Source organism: Rhizobium sp. Root1220 (assembly GCF_001426265.1).
Taxonomy (GTDB): domain Bacteria; phylum Pseudomonadota; class Alphaproteobacteria; order Rhizobiales; family Rhizobiaceae; genus Rhizobium.
Window position 1 is genome coordinate 527,004 of the sequence record NZ_LMDG01000012.1, and the last position, 23,952, is coordinate 550,955.

General features: G+C 61.1%; 23 protein-coding genes and 1 riboswitch. Of the genes, 6 read left to right on the plus strand and 17 right to left on the minus strand.

The window, feature by feature from the left end; translation table 11 throughout:
* Positions 1 to 4 precede the first annotated feature (4 nt).
* The 9 genes from ASC90_RS11850 to ASC90_RS11895 form a co-directional block, all read right to left on the minus strand.
* Positions 5 to 1,201 (minus strand): beta-ketoacyl-ACP synthase, encoded by a 1,197-nt coding sequence (locus tag ASC90_RS11850; RefSeq protein ID WP_056540068.1) that lies wholly within the window; start codon positions 1,199 to 1,201, stop codon positions 5 to 7.
* Positions 1,198 to 1,677 carry a 3-hydroxyacyl-ACP dehydratase FabZ family protein gene (locus ASC90_RS11855; protein WP_056540072.1) on the minus strand — a complete coding sequence of 160 codons (480 nt, stop codon included), beginning with the start codon at positions 1,675 to 1,677 and terminating at the stop codon, positions 1,198 to 1,200. The genes ASC90_RS11850 and ASC90_RS11855 overlap by 4 nt, the downstream gene beginning before the upstream one ends.
* Positions 1,678 to 1,791: 114 nt before the next feature.
* Complete coding sequence (locus ASC90_RS11860; protein WP_156392903.1) at positions 1,792 to 2,106, minus strand: acyl carrier protein; 315 nt, start codon at positions 2,104 to 2,106, stop codon at positions 1,792 to 1,794.
* Between the two features lie 119 nt (positions 2,107 to 2,225).
* Positions 2,226 to 3,206, minus strand: a complete 981-nt coding sequence (gene cbiB / locus ASC90_RS11865) for an adenosylcobinamide-phosphate synthase CbiB (RefSeq protein ID WP_056540075.1) — start codon at positions 3,204 to 3,206, stop codon at positions 2,226 to 2,228.
* Entirely contained in the window at positions 3,203 to 4,204 is a 1,002-nt protein-coding gene (cobD, locus tag ASC90_RS11870; RefSeq protein ID WP_056540078.1) for a threonine-phosphate decarboxylase CobD, read from the minus strand. The genes cbiB and cobD overlap by 4 nt, the downstream gene beginning before the upstream one ends.
* Positions 4,201 to 5,508 carry a cobyrinate a,c-diamide synthase gene (locus ASC90_RS11875; RefSeq protein WP_056540082.1) on the minus strand — a complete coding sequence of 436 codons (1,308 nt, stop codon included), beginning with the start codon at positions 5,506 to 5,508 and terminating at the stop codon, positions 4,201 to 4,203. The genes cobD and ASC90_RS11875 overlap by 4 nt, the downstream gene beginning before the upstream one ends.
* A complete protein-coding gene (gene cobA, locus ASC90_RS11880) occupies positions 5,505 to 6,347 on the minus strand; it encodes a uroporphyrinogen-III C-methyltransferase (RefSeq protein WP_056540085.1) in 843 nt (280 codons plus the stop codon). The genes ASC90_RS11875 and cobA overlap by 4 nt, the downstream gene beginning before the upstream one ends.
* A 177-nt stretch (positions 6,348 to 6,524) precedes the next feature.
* On the minus strand, positions 6,525 to 7,475 hold the full coding sequence (locus tag ASC90_RS11890; RefSeq protein WP_056540091.1) for a nucleoside hydrolase: 951 nt from the start codon (positions 7,473 to 7,475) through the stop codon (positions 6,525 to 6,527).
* Positions 7,476 to 7,549: 74 nt separating this feature from the next.
* Positions 7,550 to 7,969 (minus strand): cobalamin biosynthesis protein, encoded by a 420-nt coding sequence (locus ASC90_RS11895; protein WP_056540093.1) that lies wholly within the window; start codon positions 7,967 to 7,969, stop codon positions 7,550 to 7,552.
* A gap of 97 nt (positions 7,970 to 8,066) precedes the next feature.
* On the opposite strand from ASC90_RS11895, the gene ASC90_RS11900 reads away from it, so the two are divergent.
* The 3 genes from ASC90_RS11900 to ASC90_RS11910 all read left to right on the plus strand — a co-directional run bounded on the left by ASC90_RS11900 (position 8,067) and on the right by ASC90_RS11910 (position 10,112).
* Positions 8,067 to 8,852: a TSUP family transporter gene (locus ASC90_RS11900; protein WP_056540096.1), complete on the plus strand. Its 786-nt coding sequence runs from the start codon at positions 8,067 to 8,069 to the stop codon at positions 8,850 to 8,852.
* A gap of 97 nt (positions 8,853 to 8,949) precedes the next feature.
* Positions 8,950 to 9,312, plus strand: a complete 363-nt coding sequence (locus ASC90_RS11905; RefSeq protein ID WP_056540099.1) for a nuclear transport factor 2 family protein — start codon at positions 8,950 to 8,952, stop codon at positions 9,310 to 9,312.
* 2 nt (positions 9,313 to 9,314) lie between these two features.
* Positions 9,315 to 10,112: a helix-turn-helix transcriptional regulator gene (locus ASC90_RS11910; RefSeq protein WP_056540102.1), complete on the plus strand. Its 798-nt coding sequence runs from the start codon at positions 9,315 to 9,317 to the stop codon at positions 10,110 to 10,112.
* On the opposite strand, the gene ASC90_RS11915 is transcribed toward ASC90_RS11910, so the two are convergent.
* Genes ASC90_RS11915 through cobU form a run of 5 tightly spaced genes read right to left on the minus strand, consistent with a single transcriptional unit; the run spans position 10,109 to position 16,624 of the window.
* Positions 10,109 to 10,534, minus strand: coding sequence for an EamA family transporter (locus ASC90_RS11915; RefSeq protein WP_056540104.1), 426 nt, complete (start codon positions 10,532 to 10,534; stop codon positions 10,109 to 10,111). The genes ASC90_RS11910 and ASC90_RS11915 overlap by 4 nt on opposite strands.
* Entirely contained in the window at positions 10,534 to 11,166 is a 633-nt protein-coding gene (cobO, locus tag ASC90_RS11920; protein WP_056540107.1) for a cob(I)yrinic acid a,c-diamide adenosyltransferase, read from the minus strand. The genes ASC90_RS11915 and cobO overlap by 1 nt, the downstream gene beginning before the upstream one ends.
* A gap of 4 nt (positions 11,167 to 11,170) precedes the next feature.
* Positions 11,171 to 15,031, minus strand: coding sequence for a cobaltochelatase subunit CobN (gene cobN / locus ASC90_RS11925; RefSeq protein WP_056540110.1), 3,861 nt, complete (start codon positions 15,029 to 15,031; stop codon positions 11,171 to 11,173).
* Positions 15,032 to 15,057: 26 nt separating this feature from the next.
* Complete coding sequence (gene cobW / locus ASC90_RS11930) at positions 15,058 to 16,107, minus strand: cobalamin biosynthesis protein CobW (protein WP_056540113.1); 1,050 nt, start codon at positions 16,105 to 16,107, stop codon at positions 15,058 to 15,060.
* 4 nt (positions 16,108 to 16,111) lie between these two features.
* Entirely contained in the window at positions 16,112 to 16,624 is a 513-nt protein-coding gene (gene cobU, locus ASC90_RS11935) for a bifunctional adenosylcobinamide kinase/adenosylcobinamide-phosphate guanylyltransferase (RefSeq protein WP_056540117.1), read from the minus strand.
* Between the two features lie 282 nt (positions 16,625 to 16,906).
* Positions 16,907 to 17,302: riboswitch (cobalamin riboswitch) on the minus strand.
* 243 nt (positions 17,303 to 17,545) lie between these two features.
* Here cobU and ASC90_RS11940 point away from each other — a divergent pair.
* Positions 17,546 to 19,336 (plus strand): chloride channel protein, encoded by a 1,791-nt coding sequence (locus tag ASC90_RS11940; protein WP_056540120.1) that lies wholly within the window; start codon positions 17,546 to 17,548, stop codon positions 19,334 to 19,336.
* Here ASC90_RS11940 and ASC90_RS11945 read toward each other — a convergent pair.
* Positions 19,333 to 20,790 (minus strand): cobyric acid synthase, encoded by a 1,458-nt coding sequence (locus ASC90_RS11945; protein ID WP_056540123.1) that lies wholly within the window; start codon positions 20,788 to 20,790, stop codon positions 19,333 to 19,335. The genes ASC90_RS11940 and ASC90_RS11945 overlap by 4 nt on opposite strands.
* Positions 20,791 to 21,301: 511 nt before the next feature.
* On the opposite strand from ASC90_RS11945, the gene ASC90_RS11950 reads away from it, so the two are divergent.
* Complete coding sequence (locus ASC90_RS11950) at positions 21,302 to 22,300, plus strand: glycine betaine ABC transporter substrate-binding protein (RefSeq protein ID WP_056540126.1); 999 nt, start codon at positions 21,302 to 21,304, stop codon at positions 22,298 to 22,300.
* A gap of 138 nt (positions 22,301 to 22,438) precedes the next feature.
* On the opposite strand, the gene ASC90_RS11955 is transcribed toward ASC90_RS11950, so the two are convergent.
* Both ASC90_RS11955 and ASC90_RS11960 read right to left on the minus strand, forming a co-directional pair.
* Positions 22,439 to 22,591 (minus strand): entericidin A/B family lipoprotein, encoded by a 153-nt coding sequence (locus ASC90_RS11955; protein WP_056540129.1) that lies wholly within the window; start codon positions 22,589 to 22,591, stop codon positions 22,439 to 22,441.
* Between the two features lie 103 nt (positions 22,592 to 22,694).
* Positions 22,695 to 23,594 carry a LysR family transcriptional regulator gene (locus ASC90_RS11960; RefSeq protein WP_056540131.1) on the minus strand — a complete coding sequence of 300 codons (900 nt, stop codon included), beginning with the start codon at positions 23,592 to 23,594 and terminating at the stop codon, positions 22,695 to 22,697.
* 114 nt (positions 23,595 to 23,708) lie between these two features.
* Here ASC90_RS11960 and ASC90_RS29310 point away from each other — a divergent pair, with 114 nt between their 5' ends.
* On the plus strand, positions 23,709 to 23,876 hold the full coding sequence (locus ASC90_RS29310; protein ID WP_200950878.1) for a hypothetical protein: 168 nt from the start codon (positions 23,709 to 23,711) through the stop codon (positions 23,874 to 23,876).
* Positions 23,877 to 23,952 lie beyond the last annotated feature (76 nt).

Sequence of the window (23,952 nt, forward strand, 5' to 3'; positions counted from 1 at the left end):
CTCCTCACACCTCTGCGGACAGAACCGCGACGCCTTCGCCGCGCTGATGACCGACCGTTGTAACGATCGCTGCCCTTGTGCCGGTGCTCATGAGCTTTTCATGTGCCGCATCGAAGGGTGGGACCTTGGCATTGTTCTCTATCGCCAGCGCAGCAAGTGCCAGACCCAGTGTGAACTGTGCCTCGAGGCCATGTCCCGTCATGCCGCCGAAACCACGGATGGCGGCGCCTGGAAACTGTCGCTCCAGAACGGCTTTCTCGCGGCTCGCAAGTTCCGGCATGCCGGTCGAGCCGGAGAAAATCGCCGTGCTTTCTGACGCCAGCCCCTCTGCCGGCTTGAGAAGCCTCTCTAGGCGTTGCTCAAGGTTGCCGGCGCTGCGGTTGCCGCGATCACCCTCGATCGATGAAATGCTGGCATAAATATGTGCGCCGCGCGATTCAGCATGCGCGCGCGATTCTAGCACCAGGAAGGCGCCGACCGATCCGGAAATGATCCCACCCTGTTCCCTCGACCACAGCGGCTGCCATTCGCCGCGCGAGTGCGAGGTGATCGCCTCGAACAGCAATACCATGTCGAGCCGCGCGGCTGAGAAGGCACCACCGACCAACGCATGCGAGGATTCGCCGGATTTGATTCGGTAGAACGCGGTCTCGACGGCTGATATGCCCGCAGCCTCTTCGCCCATGAAGGTGCGGGACGAGCCGGTGACCTTGTGCACGATCGAAATATTGCCGGCGAGCAAGTTAGACAACTGCGCCAGAAAGAGAGTTGGGCGAAGCTCCGTGGTCAGCTTCTCGTTCAACAGGACTTCGCGATCATTGCGCTTCAGTCCTTCATCGACAATCAGCGTATCGACATTGATGTCGCGCTCACCGCCGCCGGCCGCCACGATCATGTCCATCGTGCCGCAAGCGTCGGCGTCGTCCTTGAAACCCGCATCATCAAGTGCGAGACCGGCAGTAAAAACACCAATACGCTGCCAGTTCTCCATCTGGCGTTGATCGCCGCGCTTGGCAATCTGCTGCGACCAGTCGACCTCCGGAAGCGGGTGGATCGGATAGGGCTTGAACTTTTCGGTTTCCACAATCGTCGTCGGCGCACCGTTGGCGGTCAACAGCGCAATATGCGGATCCTTGCCCACGCCCTGGCACGTCACAATCCCGATGCCGGTGATCACGACATCATTCTGAGCTTTGCTCATCCATTCACTCCCTGAGCGATCGCATCCATAAGACCCACCTCACTCGCGCGCGTCTTGACGATATCTCCAAGCGGTACCTCGCTGAAAGGCATGGTGCGCAGCTTCAACTGCGCATCGCACACCTTCTTGCCGCCACTCGTAATCTTGGCCTTGGTGACCGCAAATCCCGATCCGTCGTGCTCCAGAAACGCTTCGATGTCCAGAACCGCTTCGGGTTCCACGAATGTCCGCATCTTGGCGCCGTCGACCGACATCAGGAAGGGCATGGCGGCAAAATTGGTAGCCGCCAGCACCAGCATGCCAGAGGCTTGCGCCATGGTCTCGATCAAAAGCACACCGGGTACCAGCGGCATACCGGGAAAGTGACCTTCGAACACCGGGCTCTTCGCCGGCACGACCGAACGCGCCTTGAGTGTTCCTTTCTGAAGGTCGACCGCTTCGACGCGATCAATCATCTGGAAATATTCCAGCAGCATCGGATCCTCCGGCGGTATAAGCGCCATGCCCTTGGGCAAGGCCTACTTAGGAACAAAACCGCCCGGCCGCCATGTTTCACAGCGGCAGGGCGGAGAAAAAGATGGTTGTACCGATCAGGCCTTGGCGGCGCGCAGCTCGTCGATCTTCGCACAGAGGTTCTTCAGCACGAAATACTCTTCCGTGGAAACCTTGCCCTCGTTGACCTCCTGCGTCCACTTTTCGAGCGGAATCTTGATGCCGAATTCCTTATCGATCGCAAAAACGATATCGAGGAAATCGAGGCTGTCGATACCGAGGTCGTCGATCGTATGGCTCTCCGGCGTGATCGTCTCGCGATCAATCTCGCTCGTTTCTGCAATGATGTCGGCAACTTTATCGAATGTAGCGGTCACGCCCTTACCTCTTGAAATGGATTTAACCCCCCTCATAGGCAAATCCATTTCAAAAGCCAATGCTTTCGTCCGCCTCGGTACGCAATTTGCAAGTTCAGTGTTGCTTAAACAGCAATGGGCGCCCGAGGCCGGGGCATCAATGGCGCCCGAACGACCTAGAGAAGCACGAGGAAAAGCAGGAACGCTACGAGTGCAAGCGCTGAACAGCTGGCATGAAAGACGGAAACGCCGCCTTCGATATCGTCCAACGTAGCGGTCTCGCGACCGCCGTTGTTGATCATCGGCTCCATGACGACGAGACCGGAATAGACGCGCGGTCCCGCCAACTGGACGTCGAGAGCGCCTGCCATTGCCGCTTCCGGGCGTCCCGAATTCGGCGAACGGTGCAGCCCTCCGTCGCGCACAGCAACGAGCACCGCCTGGCGACAGGCAACCCAGCCGCGACGAAGCCATGCCCCAATGGCGATCAAGAGAATCGAAAGCCGCGCAGCCGGCCAATTGGCGAAATCATCAAGACGTGCCGAGGCCCAGCCGAAATCCACATAGGCTTCGGATTTGTGACCGATCATCGAATCCGCGGTATTCAACATCTTGTAGGCAAACAGTCCGGGCAGGCCGAAAACGGCGTACCAGAGCGCCGGCGCGACCACGCCATCGGAAAAGTTTTCGGCGAGGCTTTCGATCGCCGCGCGGCAAACCGCAGGCTCGTCGAGCGTTTCCGGATCGCGTCCAACGATTCTTGAAACCGCCGCACGCCCACCGGCCAGTCCGCCCGTCTTCAATCCGGCAGCCACGGCCTCCACGTGATCGGCAAGGCTCTTCTGTGCCATGAAAATTGCGACACAGATGACCTCCAGCAGAATTCCCGCGAGGCCGAACAGTGCAAAGAACCAATGCAGCAGAAGTCCCGCCAAGACGCTCAGGACAAGAAGGCCGACGATGGTCCACACCCCGTTTCGCCGACGCTCCTGATTTGTCCGATCACTTCGATTGAACAGTGTGTCGGCGCGTGAAATTGCCTTTCCGAAGAGTTCGACAGGATGCGGCCAGCGCCTCCACAGAGCATCCGGATCCCCAACAATCCTATCCAGCAGCAGTGCCAGCACGAGAACAAGGAGATTTTGGTCGATGGTCATGGCTCATAGCTCTTGAGGGCGGCAGCAAGCCTGCTTTGGCTCATTGGATCCGATGGCAGGCCGAAGCGCAGCCAGTTCGGCGCGTAGTCGAACTTGCGGACGAGAATATGGTGCCGGCACAAGTGTTCATGAAGCGCAGCCGCTTCATTGTGATCGACAAGTGAGAAAAGATCCGTTCCACCGACGACCCGAAGACCGCTTTCGTCGAGAACGCTTCGCAGTCCATTGCTTCGTTCGGCGATCTGGAGCTGGATCGCTACAGTGTCCTGCCGAAGGAGCGCATCGGCGATCGCAAGCGCCGGACCCGATACAGCCCAGGGGCCAAGCCAATTCTCGAAACGATCCAGAATGGGATGAGCAGCGACGACGAAGCCGAGACGCAACCCGGCAAGGCCGAAAAACTTTCCGAAAGAACGGAAGACGATGAGGTTCGGCAGTCGGGAAGCATGTGGAGCGGCGCTCATCCAAGGACGCGTATCGCCGAAAGCCTCGTCCACGACGACCAGACCGCCCGTCTGACCCATGCGCTCGCAGAGCGCAGCGAGCTCATCAGGCGCATGAGTACGGCCATCTGGGTTGTTCGGGTTGACGATGACGGCCAGCCGGTGACTAGCGCCTATTTCTCCAATACCTCCGACCCTGTCGACACGGTATCCGGCTAGCCGGAACGCACGTTCGTACTCGCCGTAGGTCGGCGTCAGAACGGCGACACGCGAGCCCTCATCGAGCAACCGAGGCAGCAGTTGAATGACCGATTGCGTACCGGGGACCGGCAGCGGCAGGCTATCGCCACTTCGATAGTACGCCTGCGCTGCAGACCGCGCAGCGTCGATGAGATACCGGTCAGGCAGCCGGTGCCAGGCGCGTGCAGGAATTTCCGGCAGCGGTGCCGGGATGGGATTGATCCCTGTCGAAAGGTCAAGCCAATCCTCCGGCCTTCCTCCGTAGACCGCGGCGGCCGCGGTTACGCCGCCTCCGTGAACGATCGGAGCATTCATTCAGCGGCCTCGGCAATGTCGATCAGATGCATGTAGGACCCTGCGACCTGCTGGCGTTGCAGGCCGGCGCTCCCCAGGTCGTTGCCGAGGGCATCGGTCACCTGGAAGAGCCGGTCCGCATTCCCTTCCGAAACGGCTGCGGAGTAGTGGAATTCATGCGCCGTCATCGGTTGGGCGAAAAAGGAACCGTTCAGCGGCGCCAGCCGCCGATAGCCGAGATGACGCTTGCGATCCTCGTAGCTCGTGACAACGGGCAGCAGGCCAAGCATGGCGTGACGCTCGCCGCCTGCATCCACCAGCCCCTCGCCGAGAACCATGTAGCCGCCGCATTCGCCATAGATCCGCACGTCATTGTTGGCGGCTTCAGTCATTCCTGCCCTGAAATTGCTCGCCGCCGCAATCCGACCCGCGTGAAGCTCCGGGTAGCCTCCCGGCAGATAGATTGCATCGGCAATCGCTTCCGGTCGTTCATCGGCCAGGGGCGAAAAAAAGGAGATGTTGGCTCCGCGCCTGCGCCAACCGAGAAGCATATGCTCGTACGAGAACGCAAACGCGATATCGCGTGCCACCGCGATCTGGCTCCCGATCGGTGGCAGCCGCGCAATGTTGGCCGTGGACGGACGATTGAGCCCCTGGCGAGCGATCCGCAGAAGGAACTCGAAATTGCATTCCTCCGACACAGCCTCGGCCGCATGTTCTATGAAGCTCTCCAGCGTCTGGTGCTCGCCGGCCTGAACCAGGCCGAGATGCCGCTCCGGAAGCGCAATCTCCTTGTCACGGCGGACGACGGCAACGATCGGCATGCGGATCGCATCGAGTGCCTGCCGCAACATCATCTCGTGCCGCTCGCCGCCGACCTTGTTGAGAATCACCCCGGCGATCCGCACGTCGGCGCGAAAACCCGCAAAGCCCGTCACCAGCGCCGCGACCGATTGCGACATGTGCGAGGCGTCGACCACAAGCACCACCGACAAGCCAAGCATGGCGGCAAGGTCGGCTGCGGTACCGCGCCCATCGGTGGCCCCGTCAAACAGGCCCATCATCGCCTCGATGACGAGAATGCGGTCTCCCGTCCGATGCAAGGTCGCATTGGCTGCGATCAGCTCAGGGCGCATCGCCCAGGGGTCGAAATTGAGACAGGCAACGCCGCTTGCCGCCGCGTGGAAGGCGGGATCGATGAAGTCCGGTCCTGCCTTGCCGGGCGCAATCGCCACACCCCGTTTGCGCAGCGCCCGCAACAGGCCAAGTGTCACAGTCGTCTTGCCCGATCCGGAGGACGGGGCTGCAATCAGCAAACCGCTCATGCCGTCTCCTTGCTGTTCGAATCTCGAAATGGATCCGGCTGCAGCCGGCGTCCGGCCAGCGCGCCCAGCCAGTCGAGAGACGCCCGCAGCCGCACGACCTCACCGACGACCACGATCGCGGGCGGCTCCAGCCCCGACGCCTCGACTGCGGATGGCGCCTCTCCCAGCGTTGTTTCCAACACCTGCTGGCTCATCGTGGTGGCGTTGCAGACGAAGGCAACCGGCTCGGTGGGAGACCGTCCGGCTGCAATGAGGTTGGCGCTGATCTGGGCGATATGCTTCATCGCCATGTACATGACGATGACCGGCGAGCCTCTGCCGATCGCTTCCCAATTGACCGCATCCGGCACGATGCCCGAGGAATCATGCCCGGTAAGAAAGGTCACCGCGTGATTGATATCGCGGTGGGTGACCGGAATACCGGCATAGGCAAGACCGCCGATGCCGGCGGTAATGCCAGGCACGATGCGGAAGGGAACATTGTGCTCCACCAGCATCAAGGCCTCCTCACCGCCGCGCCCGAATACGAAAGGGTCGCCGCCCTTGAGGCGCAGGACACGTTTGCCGGACCTGGCAAGCTCCACCAGACGCAGCGAAATATCGCGCTGCTTCGCCGAAGGCTTTCCACCGCGCTTCCCCGCATATTCGAACAGGGCGTCGGTCCGGGCAAGCTTGAGGCATTCAGCATCCACCAGCGCGTCATGCACGATTACATCCGCCTCCAACAGCCCCTTCACCGCGAGAAGTGTGAGCAGGCCGGGTTCGCCCGGGCCCGCGCCAACGAGCCAGACGCTGCCCGGCTCGAGAGTCGGCAGATGTGAGAGCGCAGCTTCGATCATGGGGATGATCTATGCCCCAGTGAAAGCAAGGTCAACGCTGCTCGTTGTGAACAGATCCAAGCATGTCGAAATCGACCAGCAGCGATCCCGCAGCGATCGGATTCAAACGGCGAAGGCACGCCGGCAAGAGCCTGATTATGTTCCGGAAAGCAGCCCGGCGTGGTGGAGCCAGATTCGCTAGATGCCCAGCAGCGTGTCACGGATCAGGTCAATGACCTTTTCCGATTCGATACCGGTGCAAACCACCTGGCTTGGGAGACCATCCCAATCGCCAGGCGGAAAACGACGGCCATCCGGCTTTACGATTGTCTGGCCATCGGCGATGCCGCCGCAGACAACGCGGACCGAACCCCTGACCGTCGTGAAAAGCTGCGGCGCGACGACATAGACGCAGGCGCAACTGTCGTGAACCATCATGCCGTCGTCGACGGCGTGCTTGTAGAAATCGATGTAGTCCTGAGACAAATCGTTGAGCAGCTTCACAGCTCTGTCGCCCCTCGCCGCAACATCGGCGAGGTAACCGCGGCTCATGGTCGTGATCGCCGTAACGTCGAGACCGACGACCACAACTTTCCACGGCGCGGTCATCACGATATCGGCAGCCTCGGGATCGCCGTGGATGTTGGCCTCCGCCACCGGCGAAACATTCCCCGGCACATAGAAGTTGCCGCCCATGATGACGACATCCTTCACGAGACCGGCGATTTCAGGCGCTTCCCTCAGGGCGCGCGCGAGGTTGGTCATACGCCCAACGGCAACAAGCGTCACCTCGCCCGGATTGGCCTTAACGGTTTCGATGATAAACCGATGGGCCGGTCGCGGGTCGAGCGGCAGATCGACGGTCTCGGGCACCTCGATATCACCAAGGCCGTTTTCCCCGTGCACAAAGGTCGGCCAGGCGCCCTCCTTGCGTAATGGGTCGATCGTCACGTTCGCGCCCTTGGCGACAGGCGCCTCGATATCCCATTCCCGCTTGAGGAACAGCGCGTTGCGGGTTGTGGTGTCAACCGATGCATTTCCGAACACAGTCGTGATGCCGATCAGATCGATCTCCGGATGGCGGTGCAGGAAGAGCAGCGCCATCGCATCGTCAACGCCCGGGTCCGTGTCGTAAATGACCTTGTACATGCGTGTTCCTCGTTTTGTTATTGCCGCAAGGCAGCCGGACGGCGCGGCGAAATCGGCGGCCACCATAGCGCCGGTTATTGTTTCTGCAACAGGATGCGCGCGATCGCCGCAGTGGCGTGCGCAGATTTGATCTTCGGCAGGATAAGTTCCGCCGCCGGTCCGCTTGCCGCCAGCGCAGCCGATTCGGCGACACCGTGGCACCCGATCCGCGCAAATACAATTTTTGACGGAGTCTTGATGCGTGGCGTCTCACGTTCAAGCGTCTGGGCATCGAAGAAAATGCTTGGAACGCCGAAATACGCCGCCACGGCGCAAATAGCAGGCTCGCTATTGCGGGCATTGATCGAAGCGAGGCCGGCAAGCTGCCGCGGGTCGATGCGCGCCATCGCCAACGCCGTCAGCGCAAGCTCGTGCAGCTCTGAAACGGATGTCCCGCGTTCGCAGCCAAGCCCAATCACGCAACAGCGCACAGTGTCGAATTCAACCTTGGTCATAGCGATGCGAAAGCCTGCTCCTGTGTCTCGCAAGCCATTGCAGCACCGGCTAGTAAATGCAACATGCGGCGGTCACGCCGCATAGCAGAGTTCCACCTTGTCCGATCTTGCTCCCCACTTGCTATCCCTCCTCGCCGCCTCTGCCTTTCTTGCCGGTTTTGTCGATTCCATCGCGGGCGGTGGCGGCTTGATAACGGTGCCAGCCATGCTGATCGCGGGTATCCCCCCGTTGCAAACGCTCGGCACCAACAAGGTCCAGTCGGTATTCGGAGCCGCTTCGGCAACAATCGCCTATGCCCGGAAGGGCCATGTCGATCTCAGGAGCCAGCTGCCAATGGCAGGGATGGCGATCATCGGCGGCGCACTCGGTGCAGCGCTGGCGACAATCGTCCCGGGCGATGTCCTGCGCGCCATCATGCCGGCTCTACTGGTGGTAATCGCCCTCTATTTCGCCTTCAAGCCGAACCTTGGCGACGTCGACAAGCACCGTCGTCTCACCCCGCTCGTCTTCGGTCTGACGCTGGTTCCGGCCATCGGGTTCTATGACGGCGTCTTCGGTCCGGGCACCGGATCATTCTTCATGCTATCCTTCGTGTCGCTTGCCGGCTTCGGCATGTTGAAGGCCACGGCGCATACCAAGCTTCTGAACTTTGGCTCTAATGTCGGCGCGCTCATCGTCTTCGTTTCTTTCGGTGCGATCCTGTGGAAGATCGGCCTGATGATGGGCGTCTGCCAGTTTCTTGGGGCTCAACTGGGCTCGAGGCTTGCGATGCGCACTGGAGCGCGCTTGATCAAGCCGCTGCTCGTCATCGTCTGCGTCGCCTTCACGATCAAGCTTCTCTCCGACCCTGCCAATCCGATTCGCGTGTGGCTGGAGATCTGAGGGTGTCCGATTACCTCTCGCGTAATTGATGGGCGGCAAGCTCTCGCCGATGATCGCGATGCCTGGACGAACCGGGCGATCAAGAGGAGACGTTTGAATGACCGACGCAACCACCAACGCCGAACGCTATATCGCCACCTGGAACGAACGGGATGCCGAACGCCGTCTTGCGCTGATCGCAGCAAGCTGGACCGAGACGGCGACTTATGTCGATCCGCTGATGCGCGACGAAGGTCACGAGCAGATCAACTCGCTGGTCGAGGCCGTGCAGTCCCGCTTTCCGGGTTTCCGTTTTAATCTTATCGGCGTCGCCGACGGCTACGACGACAACCTGCGTTTTTCGTGGGGCCTTGGACCGGACAGCGGAGACGCAATTATCAAGGGCACGGACTTCGCCCTGCTTGATGGCGGGCGCCTGAAAGCCGTACACGGTTTCCTCGACCTCGTTCCGGACGCTTGACGATGATGACGACAGCCCGCTCCCTCGGTGACCATCTCCGCGACTGGCGCAAACTTCGCCGCATGAGCCAGCTCGATCTCGCGCTCGAGGCCGAGATCTCGCAGAGACACCTGAGTTTCATAGAGAGCGGGCGCTCGGCGCCGAGCCGCGACATGCTGCTTCTTCTGACAGAACGGCTCGGCGTACCTCTTCGCGGCCGCAATCCCATGCTGCTTGCGGCGGGCTATGCGCCACTCTTTTCCGAACGCTCGCTCGACGATCCGGCCCTCAAGTCTGCAAGACAGGCCGTCGACATCGTGCTGAAGGCACACGAACCCTTTCCGGCTCTCGCCATCGACAGGCACTGGACGCTGGTTGCCGCCAACGCTGCGATTGCACTGCTGTTGCGCGGTGTCGCGGATCGAAGCCTGCTTGACGGCCCCGTCAACGTTCTGCGTCTTAGCCTGCACCCGCAGGGGCTGGCGCCCGATATCGTCAATCTCGGCGAATGGCGCGCCCATCTTCTGGAGAGGGTTCGCCAGCAGATCGACATGACCGCCGATCCGATCCTTGGCGGCTTATTGAAGGAATTGCAGGCCCTGTCGCCAACGGACGGCGACTCCTGCGACATCGGCCATGACTATGCTGGGATCGCCGTACCCCTGAAGCTGCGCACCAGCGCCGGGATCTTGTCCCTGATCTCGACCACCACCGTTTTCGGTACGCCTGTCGATGTAACGCTGTCAGAACTGGCTATCGAATCCTTCTTTCCGGCGGACGAGCAGACGGCCCTCACGCTTCGAAAGCTGGAGAACGTCTAGAACAGCGCGATCAGCAGCGCACCGCTGGCGATCAGCACAACGCCCAGCCAGTTTATCATGTTGAGCTTTTCACCGAGAAAGATGACGCCGAAGACGGCAACGAGAACGATCGAAAGCTTGTCGATCGGCGCGACGCGAGCGGCGTCGCCCAGCTTCAGCGCCCGAAAATACGCCAGCCACGATGCGCCGGTCGCGGCGCCCGAAAGCGCGAGGAACAGCCACGTCCGACCGGAGATGCTGGAGAAGGGCTGCCATTGGCCGGTCGCAGTGACGATGCCGGTTATGACGGCGATGATGACAACCGTGCGGATCAGCGTCGCCAGATCGGAATTGACCCCCGCCACGCCCACCTTGGCGAAAATCGCTGTCAGCGCCGCGAATGCGGCCGACAGCAGTGCCCAGAAAAACCAGCCTTGTGTCATCAGAACTCCACGCCGGGCTGCCCCTTGATGCCGGAGCGGAACGGATGCTTGATCAGCTCCATCTCGGTGACGAGATCGGCGATCTCGATCAGTTCGTCCTTGGCGTTCCGGCCGGTCAGCACGACGTGAGTCATATACGGCTTCTCGCTCTTCAGGAACTCAACCACCTCGTTGATATCAAGGTAGTCGTAGCGCAACGCGATATTGATTTCGTCGAGCAGCACCATCGAATTGCGCTCGTCGCGGATGAGTTCCTTCGCCTTCTCCCACGCTGAACCTGCCGCCGCCACGTCGCGGGCGCGGTCCTGTGTCTCCCAGGTGAAGCCCTCGCCCATCGTGTGGAACTGGCAAATCTCGGAAAAGTGCTTCTCGATCAGGTCGCGCTCACCCGTCCACATCGCACCCTTGATGAACTGAACGACAGCGCTGGGCTTGCCATGCGCGATATGTCGAAAGATCATCCCGAACGCCGAGGACGACTTGCCCTTGCCCTTGCCGGTATGAACGATGACCAGACCTTTCTCGCCGGTCTTCGTCGCCATGATCTTGTCGCGCGCAGCCTTCTTCTTCGCCATCTTGTCGGCGTGGCGGGCATCGTCGTGGCCGGTGGTTTCCGTCGTCTCTTCAGTCATGTCTTCATTCCCCGGATGCAAATTTCAATCTGTCTGCGGCCTCGCGGCCATTTGATGTGTCATGGGTGGCCCTGGCGAGATCGAACTGCGCCGAATTGCTGCGTGGCGTCCAAAGCTGCCGCTCCACCGCCTCCAGCAACAGCGCCTTCATTTCCTCGAAAGCGGTCGGGTTTTTCTCGATCATGAAGTCCCGCACCTTCGGATCAGCCACGAACGCCTGATAGACGGCCTCGAAATGGTGATTGCCGACAGCACCTGTGGTCGCCGCAAAGGCAAACAGGTAGTCGACCGTCGCGGCAATCTCGAAAGCACCCTTGTAGCCGTGGCGCATCACGCCATCGATCCATTTCGGATTGACGACGCGACCACGAACCACCCGCCCGATCTCTTCCTCCAGCGAACGGATAACCGGCTTCTCGGGCATCGAATGGTCGTTGTGATAGATCGACGGCCGCGCGCCGGCCAGTTGTTCCGCCGCCGCCGCCATGCCACCCTCGAACTGGTAATAATCGTCACTGTCGAGCAGGTCGTGCTCGCGATTGTCCTGGTTCTGCACCACCGCCTGGATCGACCGCAACCGCTCCTCGAACACGCCGCGCTCGGCAGGGCCCTCTTCGCCGGCGCCATAGGCATAGCTGCCCCAGACCAGATAGGCCTCCGCCAGATCCGCCCGCCGCTCCCAGCCCTTCTCGTCGATCAGCGCCTGCAGCCCTGCGCCATAAGCGCCCGGCTTCGAACCGAATATCCGATAACCCGCCCGGCGCCGAGCCTGCGTCTCATCGAGTCCGGCGACAACAAGCCGCGCCGCCTCGCCACGCATCCGCTCGGCAATCGGATTGTCCCCGGCATCTTCCTCCAGCGCCCCAACGGCGCGGATCGCCTTGTCGAACAGAGCGATCTGCTCCGGAAACGCATCGCGGAAGAAGCCTGAAATGCGCAGCGTCACATCCACCCGCGGACGCCGCAGCATGGCGGGCGGAATGATCTCGTATCCGGTCACCCGCCGCGAGGTCATGTCCCAGACCGGCTTGACGCCGATCAACGCCAGCGCCTGGGCGATATCGTCGCCACCGGTTCGCATGTTAGACGTGCCCCATGCCGTCAGCCCGAAGGAAACCGGCCATTCGCCATGATCCTGCACGTAGCGGCGGACCAGCAGCTCGGCCGACTTCTTGCCGAGTTCATACGCCGCCGGCGTCGGCACGGCGCGGCTATCCACCGAGTAGAAATTCCGCCCCGTCGGCAGCACGTCAGGTCGCCCACGGGTCGGCGCACCGGAGGGGCCGGGGGGGACAAAGCGGCCATCGAGCCCACGCAGCAGGCCGCCGATCTCGGCGGCGCCACAGGCCAAGATCGCCGGTTTCAGGCGCGTTTCGATTTCGCTGAGAACGGAGCGGGTGGCATGCCATCCGCTGGGGCAATCGATATCGCCAGACACGAATTTAGCCGCGAGCAGTTCGATACGCTCGACAGTGTCGCCTTGGGTGCGCCATAGGTCCGGTGATGCGGCAGTGAGAATATCTGGACGCGGGCCGGTCCATTCGGCGGCCATGTCGCAATCCAGCGGGTCGAATTGGCGGCTGGTGGTTGCGAAGCTCCCCTCTGTACTTTCGGAGGAGGTTATCCCACCCGCAAGTCCGGCATCCGCCGCAATCGCCCGCTGCAAGCTCCTGTCGCCGCCTTCGCCCAGCCCACGCGGCACGCGCGCCAAGGCAACGGTCAGATCCGTCAATAACCGCCCCTCCGGCGACACGCCGAAGATATGCAGCCCGTCGCGGATCTGCATTTCCTTGAGATCGCAGAGATAGGCGTCGAGCTTCTTCAGCGCCTCGATCTCGCTTTCGTCCTTGGCGATCCCGACATCGCGGTCTAGGCCGATATCCGCCACCAGTTCCAGGATCTGCTTGCTCAGCAGCCTGATACGGCGGGGATCGCCGCCGGACGCTTCGTAGTACTCATCGACCAGTGCTTCCAGATCCTTCAGCGGCCCATAGCTCTCGGCCCGCGTCAGCGGCGGCGTCAGGTGGTCGATGATGACGGCGGCGGTACGACGCTTGGCCTGGGTGCCCTCACCCGGATCGTTGACGATGAAAGGATAGATATGCGGCAGCGGCCCAAGTATGGCTTCCGGATAGCAGGTTTCGGACAACGCCAGCGCCTTGCCCGGCAACCATTCGAGATTGCCGTGCTTGCCCATGTGAATGACGGCATGCGCGCCGAATTCGTGACGCAGGAATGCATAGAAGGCGAGATAGCCGTGCGGCGGCACCAGGTCCGGCGAATGGTAGCTTTCCTTCGGATCGATGTTATAGCCACGCGCCGGCTGGATACCGACCAGCACCGCACCGAAGCGCGTGAACGGCAGCGCGAAGGCACCGTCCCTGACATAGGCATCCTCGTCGGGATCACCCCAACGATCGACGATCTCGTCTTGAATCTTTTTCGGAAGTGTTTCGAAGAACGCCCTGTAACGACTCAAGGAAAGCGTTTCTCGTACGACCTGGCCATCACGACCGGAGTTGGTCGGCCCTTCCATCAGATGCCGGATCAACGCATCGCCATCATCCGGAATATCGGCGACTGAATAACCTGCGCCCTGCATCGCCGTGAGCACCTCGACGGTACCCGCCGGCGTATCCAGCCCGACACCGTTGCCGAGGCGTCCATCGCGGTTCGGATAATTCGCCATCACCAGCGCCACGCGCCGGTCCCGTGGCCTCGCAAGACGCAATTTCGCCCAGTTGCCAGCCAAGCGCGCAGTGTACTGCATGCGACCGACATCCGGCTCGCTGGCGACCATATTGGCTTCGACGAGCGCATCGTAACGCACCGCCGACTTGAACGACACGGCACGCGCAAGTACCCGGCCATCGACCTCCGGCAGCGCCACGTTCATACCGAGATCGCGTGCCGAAAGCCCCTGCGACGAGGCTTCCCACCCTTCCTTCGACGACGCAGAAAAGATCGCCTGGAGCACCACGGCATCGGTGGCTTCCAGCACCGTCGGCTGGCGGGCAGCACCGGGAGCCGAGACGGCAAAGCCGGTGGTGTTAATCACGACGTCAGGCCTCGCTGCATCGAAGATGCTCTCGATGATACCCTTGGAAACGGGATCCTTGAGGCTGTAGGCAAAGACCGGCAGCGGCCGCATGCCTTCCGCCGCTAGCGCCTCGATCAGCGCTTCGACAGGCCCGGTCTCGCCACTTTGCACAAGCGCCCGGTAGAAGGAGATGGCAACCGCTGGCGATTGCTGCATTCCTGGCAAGGCTCGAGCATTCGCTTCCGCGCTTGCTTTCCACTCCTCGATCCCGATGACACCGCGCCCTGGCCACCAGATTCCGGCCTTCATCAGGGGCACGGCCGCCTCCGGCTTCTCACCACCGGAAAGCATCGCCTCCGCATAGGCCAGAAACGCTTGCGAATTCGCGTCCCCACCTTCAATCAGATAGGCCCAGAGCGCATTCAGGTCTTCAAGCAGCACATTTGAAAACGGCGTCAACCCCGCGTCCGGCTTCGAATCCCCCGGCAGCACGGCCACCAGCGCCCCCTGCCGCGCAGCCACCGCATGCAGAGCCTCCAGTGCGTACTGGAAATAGCTTGCACCGCCGAGCGCGCGCACGATGATCAGCTTCGCATGCCGCGCCGTGCGCTCGACATAGGCATCGACGGACATCGGATGCTTTAGGCTCATCAGGCTGGCGATGCGCAGCGAGCGCGCCTGGCCGCGTTGACCATGCGCGGCCGCGATCGCCGCTAGTTCGGTGTCGGCGGCGGAAAGGAACAGGATATCGCCGGGAGACTGACCGAGATCGATCGCCTCCGCGCCATCGCTGATCGTTCCCTGCTGTGCCAGAAGCAGATGCATTGTCTTACCTTATGCGCGGTCTCGCTTTACGCGAGCGCCGCAATCGCCTTGCGCACCGCGCTCTCGTCCATCTCGTGCAGGCCGATCACCACCAGCCGCGTCCCGCGTGCCTCGCCGGCCGCCCAGGCGCGATCGAAATAGTGGTCGATGCGGCTACCGACAGCCTGAAGCTGCAGGCGCATCGGCTTGCCGGGAACATCGACGAAGCCCTTGACGCGCAGAACGTCATGCTCGGCGATAATGCCCTTGAGGCTGTCAACAAAAGCGGCAGCATCGGCAATGCCACCGAGTTCGACGACAAAACTGTCGAATTCGTCGTGATCATGCGGCGTGCCGTCTTCGTGCTCAAGCTCGTGGTGGGACTTGCGGTTGCCGATATCGGCTTCCGTGCCGATGCCCAGACCAAGCAGCACGCTTGCCGGCACTGCCCCGTTCCTTGCCTCGATCATGGTAGGCTTGCGTGCGGTGCGCGAGGCAACCTCGTCGCGAACGCGGGCAAGTCCGGCGCTGTCGAGCAGATCGGTCTTGTTGAGCACGATCAGGTCGGCGCAGGTCAACTGATCCTCGAACAGTTCCTCGATCGGGCTTTCGTGATCGAGTGAATCATCGTCAGCGCGCAACGCATCCACCGCGTCATGGTCGTCGGCAAACCGGCCTGCAGCGACAGCAGCACTATCGACCACGGTGATGACGCCATCGACCGTCACCTGCGTGCGGATATCAGGCCAGTTGAAGGCAGCGACCAGCGGCTGCGGCAGCGCCAGGCCGGAGGTTTCGATGACGATATGGTCAGGACGGTTGTCGCGCTCCAGAAGCTTGGTCATCGTCGGAATGAAGTCGTCGGCCACCGTGCAGCAGATGCAGCCATTCGTCAGCTCGATGATGTCCTCTTCGGTGCAGTTCTCTGCGCCGCAGCCCTTCAGCACGTCGCCATCGACGCCAAGATCGCCGAACTCGTTGATAATGAGTGCGATCTTCTTGCCGCCGGCATTGGTCAACAGGTTGCGGATCATCGTCGTTTTGCCGGCGCCGAGAAAGCCGGTGATCACGGTCGCCGGGATTTTCTGCTGGTTCATAATATCAACCCTTCATTTTCAGCGGCAGGCCTGCCGCGATAAAATACACGTCCGCGACTTCAGCCGCGATCATTTGGTGCAGTCGGCCGGCATGGTCGCGAAAATCCCGCGCCATGCGGTTCTCGGGCACGATGCCGAGACCGACTTCATTGGAAACGATGACAAGCCGCGCTTTCGCGCGCGGCATATAGGCGGCTAGCGCTGCAAACTCGGCCGCCATGTCGCACTCGTCCATCATCAGATTGGTGATCCATAGCGTCAGGCAATCGACCAGTATGGCTCGACTCTCGCCGTCATTGGCAGCAAGGCAACCGACGAGATCGAGCGGCTCTTCATGGGTGGTCCAGCGATCACCGCGATCGGCCTTGTGCTGGTCGATACGATCACGCATCTCATCGTCCCAGGCACGGCCGGTGGCGATATAATGGCAGTCGAGGCCACTGGTGGTGACAAGGTTTTCTGCAAAGCGCGACTTTCCGGAACGGGCGCCACCGAGGATCAACGTGGAGGATGGCATCAGCACAAGGCTTCCAGACGTGACGATCGCTCGACCAAACGACCCGCATTCCCGTGCTTGTCACAGGAATGCGGTTCGCCCAAGTCCTTAGGCGAGAAAGACGTTTTGAAACGCGTAGAGTTTTTCACCGCGCAGGCGCCCGGTGGCCGGATTCCTGCTACGAGCCCAGGAATGCAAGCTGGGAGTACGAACATCCCTGACGCCAACTCTTCTGGCGCAAAAATCTGTTTATCTGCCACGACAACCTCCGTGCTGGCATGGGCACGATGCCCAGGGGTGGGCTTGTTGCCCGGCACGATTGGCAGGTCTCCTGGCTCACGGGTCCCGGCAACGATCAGGGCCGACCGATAGACGGTCGTCCTGATCGCGCCAGCAGATCTCCCTCGCCTTCCCGGCTGCAATCATGAAGAGGCGGACGATTCGTAGATGAGGAGGCGTCCAACCCCGGTTGATCATGCTTGCATTACCAGTGGCTTTTCCGTCACCGTGTAAGATTTGCTCGCCTGCACCACACAGGCAGCCAGCAAAGCACACAAGACACCGGATGGAAGACCCTGACCGCTCTACAGTCGCGGGGTCGGCTGCGATGAAGGTGCCCTAGTTGGGTCCACCCCGTCACATTCCCTTTTCATCCGAAACGCTTTTAGGCGATCCGGAACCATTCGTAATGGGTCGCATGGTTAGGCAAGCCCCTGTGTGAAGTCAATTGGCATGACTGCGTTGAACCCGCGGGAAATGCCGACCGCACCGCCACAAGACGACCATCTCTACCGTTTTTATCGTCTTTTATCAGTGACTTATGTCATGGAAAATTGTTGCAAAGGGCGGTCTTTTGCTGCAATTGCACCGCAAGCGATCCAACTGCTGATCACTCGTCCCTTCTCCCCTTGATCGGGCTCCCGCCCGCCTAGTTTCCTTGTCATGCTTCTGAAAATCGATATCCGCCGCTTTGCCCCGCTTGATACCCTGTTGGATGTGGGACGCATTCGCGCGCTCCTGCGGCGCACCGAATTGGGCATGCTGATCGCCGGCGCCATCGTGGGCGTCACTGCCGGTCTCGCCGTTACCGGCATGAGCGTTGTTTCCCGCGAGATGCATAGCCTCATCTTCGGGATCAGCGATGTCGAACGCCTGAGTTCGTCGCAGATCGACAACAAATTCCTCTTGCTTGCAGCGCCGGTAGCAGGCGGAATACTTCTCGGCCTGCTGATGTACACTCTGGCCAAGACCCGCAAGAAGCCGATGGTCGACCCGATCGAGGCCAATGCACTGCATGGTGGGCGACTATCGCTGACGGATAGCATCCTGGTCGCCGTTCAGAATTTGATCTCGAACGGTTTCGGCGCCTCCGTCGGGCTCGAGGCTGGCTACACCCAGTTGGCATCGGGCATCGCCTCGAAGCTGGGGCTCAAGCTGCAACTGCGTCGCTCGGACCTGCGCGTTCTCGTCGGCTGCGGGGCGGCGGGCGCGATTGCCGCAGCGTTCAACGCACCGCTTACAGGCGCTTTTTATGCATTCGAACTGATCATAGGCACCTACACCATCATATCCCTGACACCGGTGGTTGTCTCCGCTCTCGTCGCCACGCTGGTGGCGCGCCTTCTTGCCGGCAGTGATTTTGTTATCAATGTGGGCGAGTTCGGCACCGTCATGCCGGCCGACTACGTACCAGCCGTGTTGCTCGGGGCATTCTGCGCGGGCATTGGCATCCTCATCATGCAGGGCGTGGCCTTCGTCGAGGAACTGGCGCGCAGAAGTTCAATCGCGCTGCCGCTAAGGCCTGCACTCGGCGGCATCGTCGTCGGCCTTCTCGCCTTGGTGACGCCGCAGGTTCTCTCGGCCGGCCACGGCGCGTTGCATCTGAACCTCAGCCGCGACGTCGGCATTCCGATGCTCGTGGGCCTGTTCCTGCTGAAGGCGTTTGCGTCAGCCATCTCCATCGGGTCCGGTTTCCGAGGCGGCCTGTTCTTCGCATCGCTGTTCATGGGCGCACTGTTGGGCAAGGTGTTTGCCTATTCGGCACCCTACTTCGCCCACGCAACGTTGACCCCGGTAATCTATGCCGTGGTCGGCATGAGTTCGCTTGCCGTGGCCGTCATCGGCGGGCCGCTGACAATGACCTTCCTTGCACTTGAGATCACTGGCGATTTTCCCATCACAGCTCTCGTGCTTGCCGCCGTGATCACCTCGTCGCTCGTGGTTCGCAGCACCTTCGGCTACTCCTTCGCCACATGGCGTTTTCACTTGCGCGGCGAAAGCATCCGCAGCGCCCACGACGTCGGCTGGATACGCAGCCTGACCGTCGACAAGCTGATGCGCGCGGATGTGAAAACGGCCAAAGCCAGCAGTTCGATCGAGGAATTCAAAGAGCTCTTCCCGATCGGCTCCGCGCAGCGTGTCGTCCTCGTCGACGGGAACGGCAAATACGTGGGCCTGGTTCTCGTGCCCGAGATTTACGCAAACCTTACGGATACCGTTGAAACCGGCAAGGATCTGAGCGAATTCGTGCGGTACAGGAACGACTTCCTGCAGCCGCAAATGAACGCCAAACAGGCCGCCGCCATCTTTGACAGGACAGAAAGCGAGGCACTGGCCGTCGTCAACAATCTGATCGAACGGAAGGTCGTCGGCCAGTTGAGCGAGGCCCACACTCTGCGCCGTTACAGCGAAGAACTCGATCGGCGGCGGCGGGAGGTATCGGGCGAGATCTAGCCGAGAAGTTCACCGAGCCACCGGCGATCGAGATATGTTTCCAGCTCACCGGCGAGCGTATCCAGAGCCTGCTCGACACCTGCGCGATAGTTGCGTCTTTCGCCCGGAAGCCCCAAACTCTGCAACAGCCGTGAACGGTAGGCATCACTGGTAAAGAGCCCGTGCAGATAAGTTCCGACAATCCGTCCATCCGCTGAAATCGCGCCATCCGGAATGCCGTCGACGATGGCGAACGGCCGACCGCAGTCCTCGCCGCCGGTAACGCCGAGGTGGATTTGATATCCTGTCAGCGGATCGCCATGCTCGACGGACGTGGCCGAACTGTTGCGCACGGTTTTCTCGCGGGCCATCGCGGTCTCAACCTCAAGAAGCCCGAGACCGACCGTTTCGCGAGTGCTGCCCTCGACGCCTTGCGGATCACGTACGGTGCGTCCCAGCATCTGGTAGCCGCCACAGATGCCGATCACCCGACCGCCACGGCCAACGTGAGCAACCAGATCGACGTCCCAATGCTGCGCCCGCAAATCCGCAAGATCCGCAATGGTCGATTTCGATCCAGGCAGAATGACCAGCGCAGCATCTTCGGGGAGCCGCTCGCCCGCGCGGACGAAAACAAGATCCACGTCCGCCTCCGCGCGGAGCGGATCGAGATCATCGAAATTGGCAATGCGCGGCAGAACCGGGACGGCTATCTTCACTGCCGCCCTCTCATCGCTCCGGACCAGACGCTCCAAGGCCACGGAATCCTCCGCCGGTAACCGGGACGCTGCCTTGAGCCACGGCACGACACCCAAGCACGGCCAGCCCGTGAAGCGCCGCACGGCATCGATCCCCTCGTCGAACAACGACACGTCGCCGCGGAACTTGTTGATGATATAGCCTTTGATCATCGCCCGGTCGTCATCGGACAGGATGGTGTTTGTGCCCACTAGCGATGCTATTACACCGCCGCGGTCGATATCGCCGACAAGCACGACAGGCACGCCGGCCCGTGTAGCAAATCCCATATTGGCAATATCGCCGGCTCTCAAATTGATTTCGGCCGGAGATCCCGCCCCTTCCACGACGACTAGGTCGGCGTCCGCCGAAACGGTGGCGAAGCTCTGCATCACATAATCGAGCAGTTGCGGCTTGAGACGCTGGTAATCTCGCCCTCCCGCCTGTCCCCAGACCCTTCCCTGGACGACGATCTGGCTGCCGTTCTCCGATTGCGGCTTCAGAAGCACGGGATTCATGTGAACCGACGACGGCACGCGCGCCGCCAGCGACTGCAGCCATTGGGCCCTGCCGATCTCGCCGCCGTCATCGGCAACCGCGGCATTGTTCGACATGTTCTGCGGCTTAAACGGGCGCACCCTGATGCCGCGATTGGCCGCAAGCCTGCAAAGCCCCGCGACCAGGACGGTCTTTCCGACATCGGAGCCGGTTCCTTGCAGCATGATGGCTTTGGTCATCGCGAAACTCCGGAAAGCGAACGGCCTACAACGCCCGCTCCGGCACCGTCAATCGCAAGTGCTGAAAATGCGAAAGCCGCGGCAACTCTGGGAGTTAGCGCGGCTTGCCGAATTACACTGGCGCTTCGCCCGTACACGGCGCAGCTCACTTTCTCCGGGACGCACTACCTGATCCGGAGAAGCGGCGGTTGTCCCCCGCCACGCGACACTCATACCGCCACATTCTTACCGGAGCGTTAGCAAACCCGAAGGCGACGACAGATTTCGGGATATTGCGATTTTTTGTTGACGTGCGCGAACGCAGACGCCTTCCCAAGGGCGTTGCCGGCCACAAATAGCATTTACTATTTCGAATCAGGTGTTTACGCTTCATTTTTCGCTGCCGAAAGCGTAGGCTCTTGCTAGAAGGCAAAGGACTAACGCCGCGCACTGCCTGAAACCGCCCCCTCACAGCCGCCGCCCATTGGCCGACTGCTGGTTCGAGGTCGAGGCCCGAGAGTGGGAAAGCCGGATGAGAGTTTTCTGGACGTCAATCTTGCTTATCGCGGGACTCTTCGCGGCGACCGCATCAGCGCAGGCAGCGGAATGTGGCAATGTTTCCATCGCCGAAATGAAATGGCCTTCAGCCGGCGTCGCTGCAAATCTCGACAAGATCATTCTGGAGCTCGGCTACGGCTGCACTGTAGCGTTGGTGCCGGGCGACACGATACCGACCTTCCGTTCAATGAACGACAAAGGCGAACCGGACATCGCCTCGGAATTCTGGGTCAACGCAGCCCGCACCGAACTCGACAGCGCGATTAGGAAGGACACACTTGTCCAGGCCGCCGAGATATTATCGGAAGGTGCGGTCGAAGGTTGGTGGATCCCGAAATTCATCGCGGACGCCAACCCTGAAATCCGCAATGTCGAGGACGCGCTGAAGCATCCCGAACTGTTTCCTGCACCGGACGACGAAGCTCATGGGGCCGTCTACAATTGCCCGATCGGTTGGAGTTGCCGCATCTCGACGGAGAACCTGTTCAGGGCGCTGGGCGCCGAAGCGGACGGCTTCCGACTGATCGATACCGGTAGTGCGAAAGGCCTGGACGACTCGATCGCAGCGGCCTTTCAGAACAAGAAAGGCTGGCTAGGCTACTACTGGGCGCCAACGCCCATTCTTGGGAAGTACGACATGAGAAGGTTGAGCTTCGGCGTCGACCACAATCGCGCTGAATGGGACAGTTGCACCTCAGTCCCGGGATGTGCACGGCCGCAGGTGAACTCCTATCCGGTGTCCCGCGCTTTCACAATCGTGACGCGGGCGTTCGCCGGTCGGGAGGGGCCGGTTATGGACTATCTGAAGAAGCGGGCGTGGGACAACAGCACCGTCAACGAAGTGCTGGCCTGGCAGGACGAACATCAGGAAAACAACCACGACGCCGCGATTTACTTCCTGCGGAACTATGCCGACTTGTGGACGAAATGGGTGCCGGGGGATCTTGCGGCGAAGGTGCAAGCCGGACTTTAGCTCCCGCAGCTCATTCGCCGCGCTCATCCAGATCCGCTGCCGGGAGGCAGCGAAAATCAAGCGGCATGCGTTGTGTCGCGCCCCGCGCCGAACTCAAGCGCTCCGGAGGCTCGGAACGCTCTCACTGACGGCTAAAATCTAGCGAGCAGCTCGGTTGACCGAACGGCCGGCATCCTCCGTGGCGTTCACGACGTTTGCAGTATCGCGGCCAACGCCGCGGATTGTATTCGCGCATGAAGAAAGCGCCAGCAGGAGCATTAGGGTCGCGCCGATCTTGGCCGTCATCATCATCGCAGAAATCCTTTTTTTAAATCGATCACGGAACCGGCGGAAAAAGCCGCCGTGAGCCGTTAACGCATTGAGCTTCAAAAGGTTTCAGGCTCCCGCTAAATTGTTAGGCGGCCATCGCCTTAGCCTTCTCGGCGAAGGTGAAGCGGATGTTCTCCGCAACCGCCTTCATCGGCGCATTCAATTGCGCCGCCGTCAGCAGGCGAATATCGAAGGAGCCCAACTCCGGCAACCCTTCCTGGGCACTTAGGATCGCCATGTCCTCACCAACGTAGGAAAGCGGCAGCGGCGCTATGGCAAGATCGGAGATCACCGCGGCCCTCTGAGCCATCGTGTGGCCGCTGAGGAAGGCAACGCGATAAGCACGCTTCATGCGCTCAAGCTGTGACAGCGCCTCGGAGCGCCAGATACAGCCGTCTTCCCAGATCGAGATCGGCAGAGGATCGCGACGATGTGCCGTGCCGCACTTTGCGCCCGCCCAAACGAGACGTTCTCGAAGAACGACTTCGCCCTCGGTGGGCAGCGGACGCGTCGCGCAGTTGATCAGCGCAAGATCGAGCCGCTGTTCTTCCATACGCTTTCGCAGACCCAGGCTCATGTCGATCGTGACATCCACCATGATTCCTGGAAAGCTCCCTGCAAAGCTCTTCAGGATGCCGGGCAACAGTCGCTCGCCGATGTCCTCGGGCGCCCCGAGGCGCACCACGCCGCTGAGATCCGGCATAATGAACCGCGAGACCGCTTCATTCGACAGTGCGAGCATGTTGCGGGCATACGACAGGAGCAGTTCCCCATGCTGGGTCAGCGTCACTGATCGCGCGTCGCGCAGGAAAAGCGTCGCGCCCAGTTGTTCCTCAAGCTTCTTGATCTGCATGGATACAGCAGACGGGGTGCGGAAGACAGCCTCAGCTGCCGTGGAAAAATTGCCGGTCTCGGCAATAGCCACGAACGTCCGCAAGACGTCGTTATCCAGCAGCGGAATGGGACGGCGAAGGGGTACAGTCATCGTCTCATCTTTCAATTTTTCTGAACCTGACCACGATATCATTTGGTTTGATTGAAAGTCAACCGCAGCCTAAAATCTGGTTAAAGCGGCATACATCGGCGAAAGGAGGCCGCGATGACAAGCCTCTACAGCATCCTTGACATGTTCTGGACCTTCAGGTCGCGTCGCATCTGGCGCCTGACCCGCGACCGAACGCGAAGCCATCTGTCACGGCTGCCTCCGCATCTGGCAGATGACCTGGACCTACGATCAATCGGCATGACCGATGACCGCCTCCGATGAGCGCCCAAGGCCAGAGTTGGATCGGGGCGAGCTGACGTTGGCAGTTGGAAGTGGGATGTAGCCGTGGCACGGGCGC

What these genes read in the sequence shown, in the direction of transcription:
- ASC90_RS11850 (WP_056540068.1), bottom strand. Translation starts at nt 1,201, where the DNA reads ATGAGCAAAGCTCAGAATGATGTCGTGATCACCGGCATCGGGATTGTG.
- ASC90_RS11855 (WP_056540072.1), bottom strand. Translation starts at nt 1,677, where the DNA reads ATGCTGCTGGAATATTTCCAGATGATTGATCGCGTCGAAGCGGTCGAC.
- ASC90_RS11860 (WP_156392903.1), bottom strand. Translation starts at nt 2,106, where the DNA reads ATGAGGGGGGTTAAATCCATTTCAAGAGGTAAGGGCGTGACCGCTACA.
- cbiB (WP_056540075.1), bottom strand. Translation starts at nt 3,206, where the DNA reads ATGACCATCGACCAAAATCTCCTTGTTCTCGTGCTGGCACTGCTGCTG.
- cobD (WP_056540078.1), bottom strand. Translation starts at nt 4,204, where the DNA reads ATGAATGCTCCGATCGTTCACGGAGGCGGCGTAACCGCGGCCGCCGCG.
- ASC90_RS11875 (WP_056540082.1), bottom strand. Translation starts at nt 5,508, where the DNA reads ATGAGCGGTTTGCTGATTGCAGCCCCGTCCTCCGGATCGGGCAAGACG.
- cobA (WP_056540085.1), bottom strand. Translation starts at nt 6,347, where the DNA reads ATGATCGAAGCTGCGCTCTCACATCTGCCGACTCTCGAGCCGGGCAGC.
- ASC90_RS11890 (WP_056540091.1), bottom strand. Translation starts at nt 7,475, where the DNA reads ATGTACAAGGTCATTTACGACACGGACCCGGGCGTTGACGATGCGATG.
- ASC90_RS11895 (WP_056540093.1), bottom strand. Translation starts at nt 7,969, where the DNA reads ATGACCAAGGTTGAATTCGACACTGTGCGCTGTTGCGTGATTGGGCTT.
- ASC90_RS11905 (WP_056540099.1), top strand. Translation starts at nt 8,950, where the DNA reads ATGACCGACGCAACCACCAACGCCGAACGCTATATCGCCACCTGGAAC.
- ASC90_RS11910 (WP_056540102.1), top strand. Translation starts at nt 9,315, where the DNA reads ATGATGACGACAGCCCGCTCCCTCGGTGACCATCTCCGCGACTGGCGC.
- ASC90_RS11915 (WP_056540104.1), bottom strand. Translation starts at nt 10,534, where the DNA reads ATGACACAAGGCTGGTTTTTCTGGGCACTGCTGTCGGCCGCATTCGCG.
- cobO (WP_056540107.1), bottom strand. Translation starts at nt 11,166, where the DNA reads ATGACTGAAGAGACGACGGAAACCACCGGCCACGACGATGCCCGCCAC.
- cobN (WP_056540110.1), bottom strand. Translation starts at nt 15,031, where the DNA reads ATGCATCTGCTTCTGGCACAGCAGGGAACGATCAGCGATGGCGCGGAG.
- cobW (WP_056540113.1), bottom strand. Translation starts at nt 16,107, where the DNA reads ATGAACCAGCAGAAAATCCCGGCGACCGTGATCACCGGCTTTCTCGGC.
- cobU (WP_056540117.1), bottom strand. Translation starts at nt 16,624, where the DNA reads ATGCCATCCTCCACGTTGATCCTCGGTGGCGCCCGTTCCGGAAAGTCG.
- ASC90_RS11940 (WP_056540120.1), top strand. Translation starts at nt 17,546, where the DNA reads ATGCTTCTGAAAATCGATATCCGCCGCTTTGCCCCGCTTGATACCCTG.
- ASC90_RS11945 (WP_056540123.1), bottom strand. Translation starts at nt 20,790, where the DNA reads ATGACCAAAGCCATCATGCTGCAAGGAACCGGCTCCGATGTCGGAAAG.
- ASC90_RS11950 (WP_056540126.1), top strand. Translation starts at nt 21,302, where the DNA reads ATGAGAGTTTTCTGGACGTCAATCTTGCTTATCGCGGGACTCTTCGCG.
- ASC90_RS11955 (WP_056540129.1), bottom strand. Translation starts at nt 22,591, where the DNA reads ATGATGATGACGGCCAAGATCGGCGCGACCCTAATGCTCCTGCTGGCG.
- ASC90_RS11960 (WP_056540131.1), bottom strand. Translation starts at nt 23,594, where the DNA reads ATGACTGTACCCCTTCGCCGTCCCATTCCGCTGCTGGATAACGACGTC.
- ASC90_RS29310 (WP_200950878.1), top strand. Translation starts at nt 23,709, where the DNA reads ATGACAAGCCTCTACAGCATCCTTGACATGTTCTGGACCTTCAGGTCG.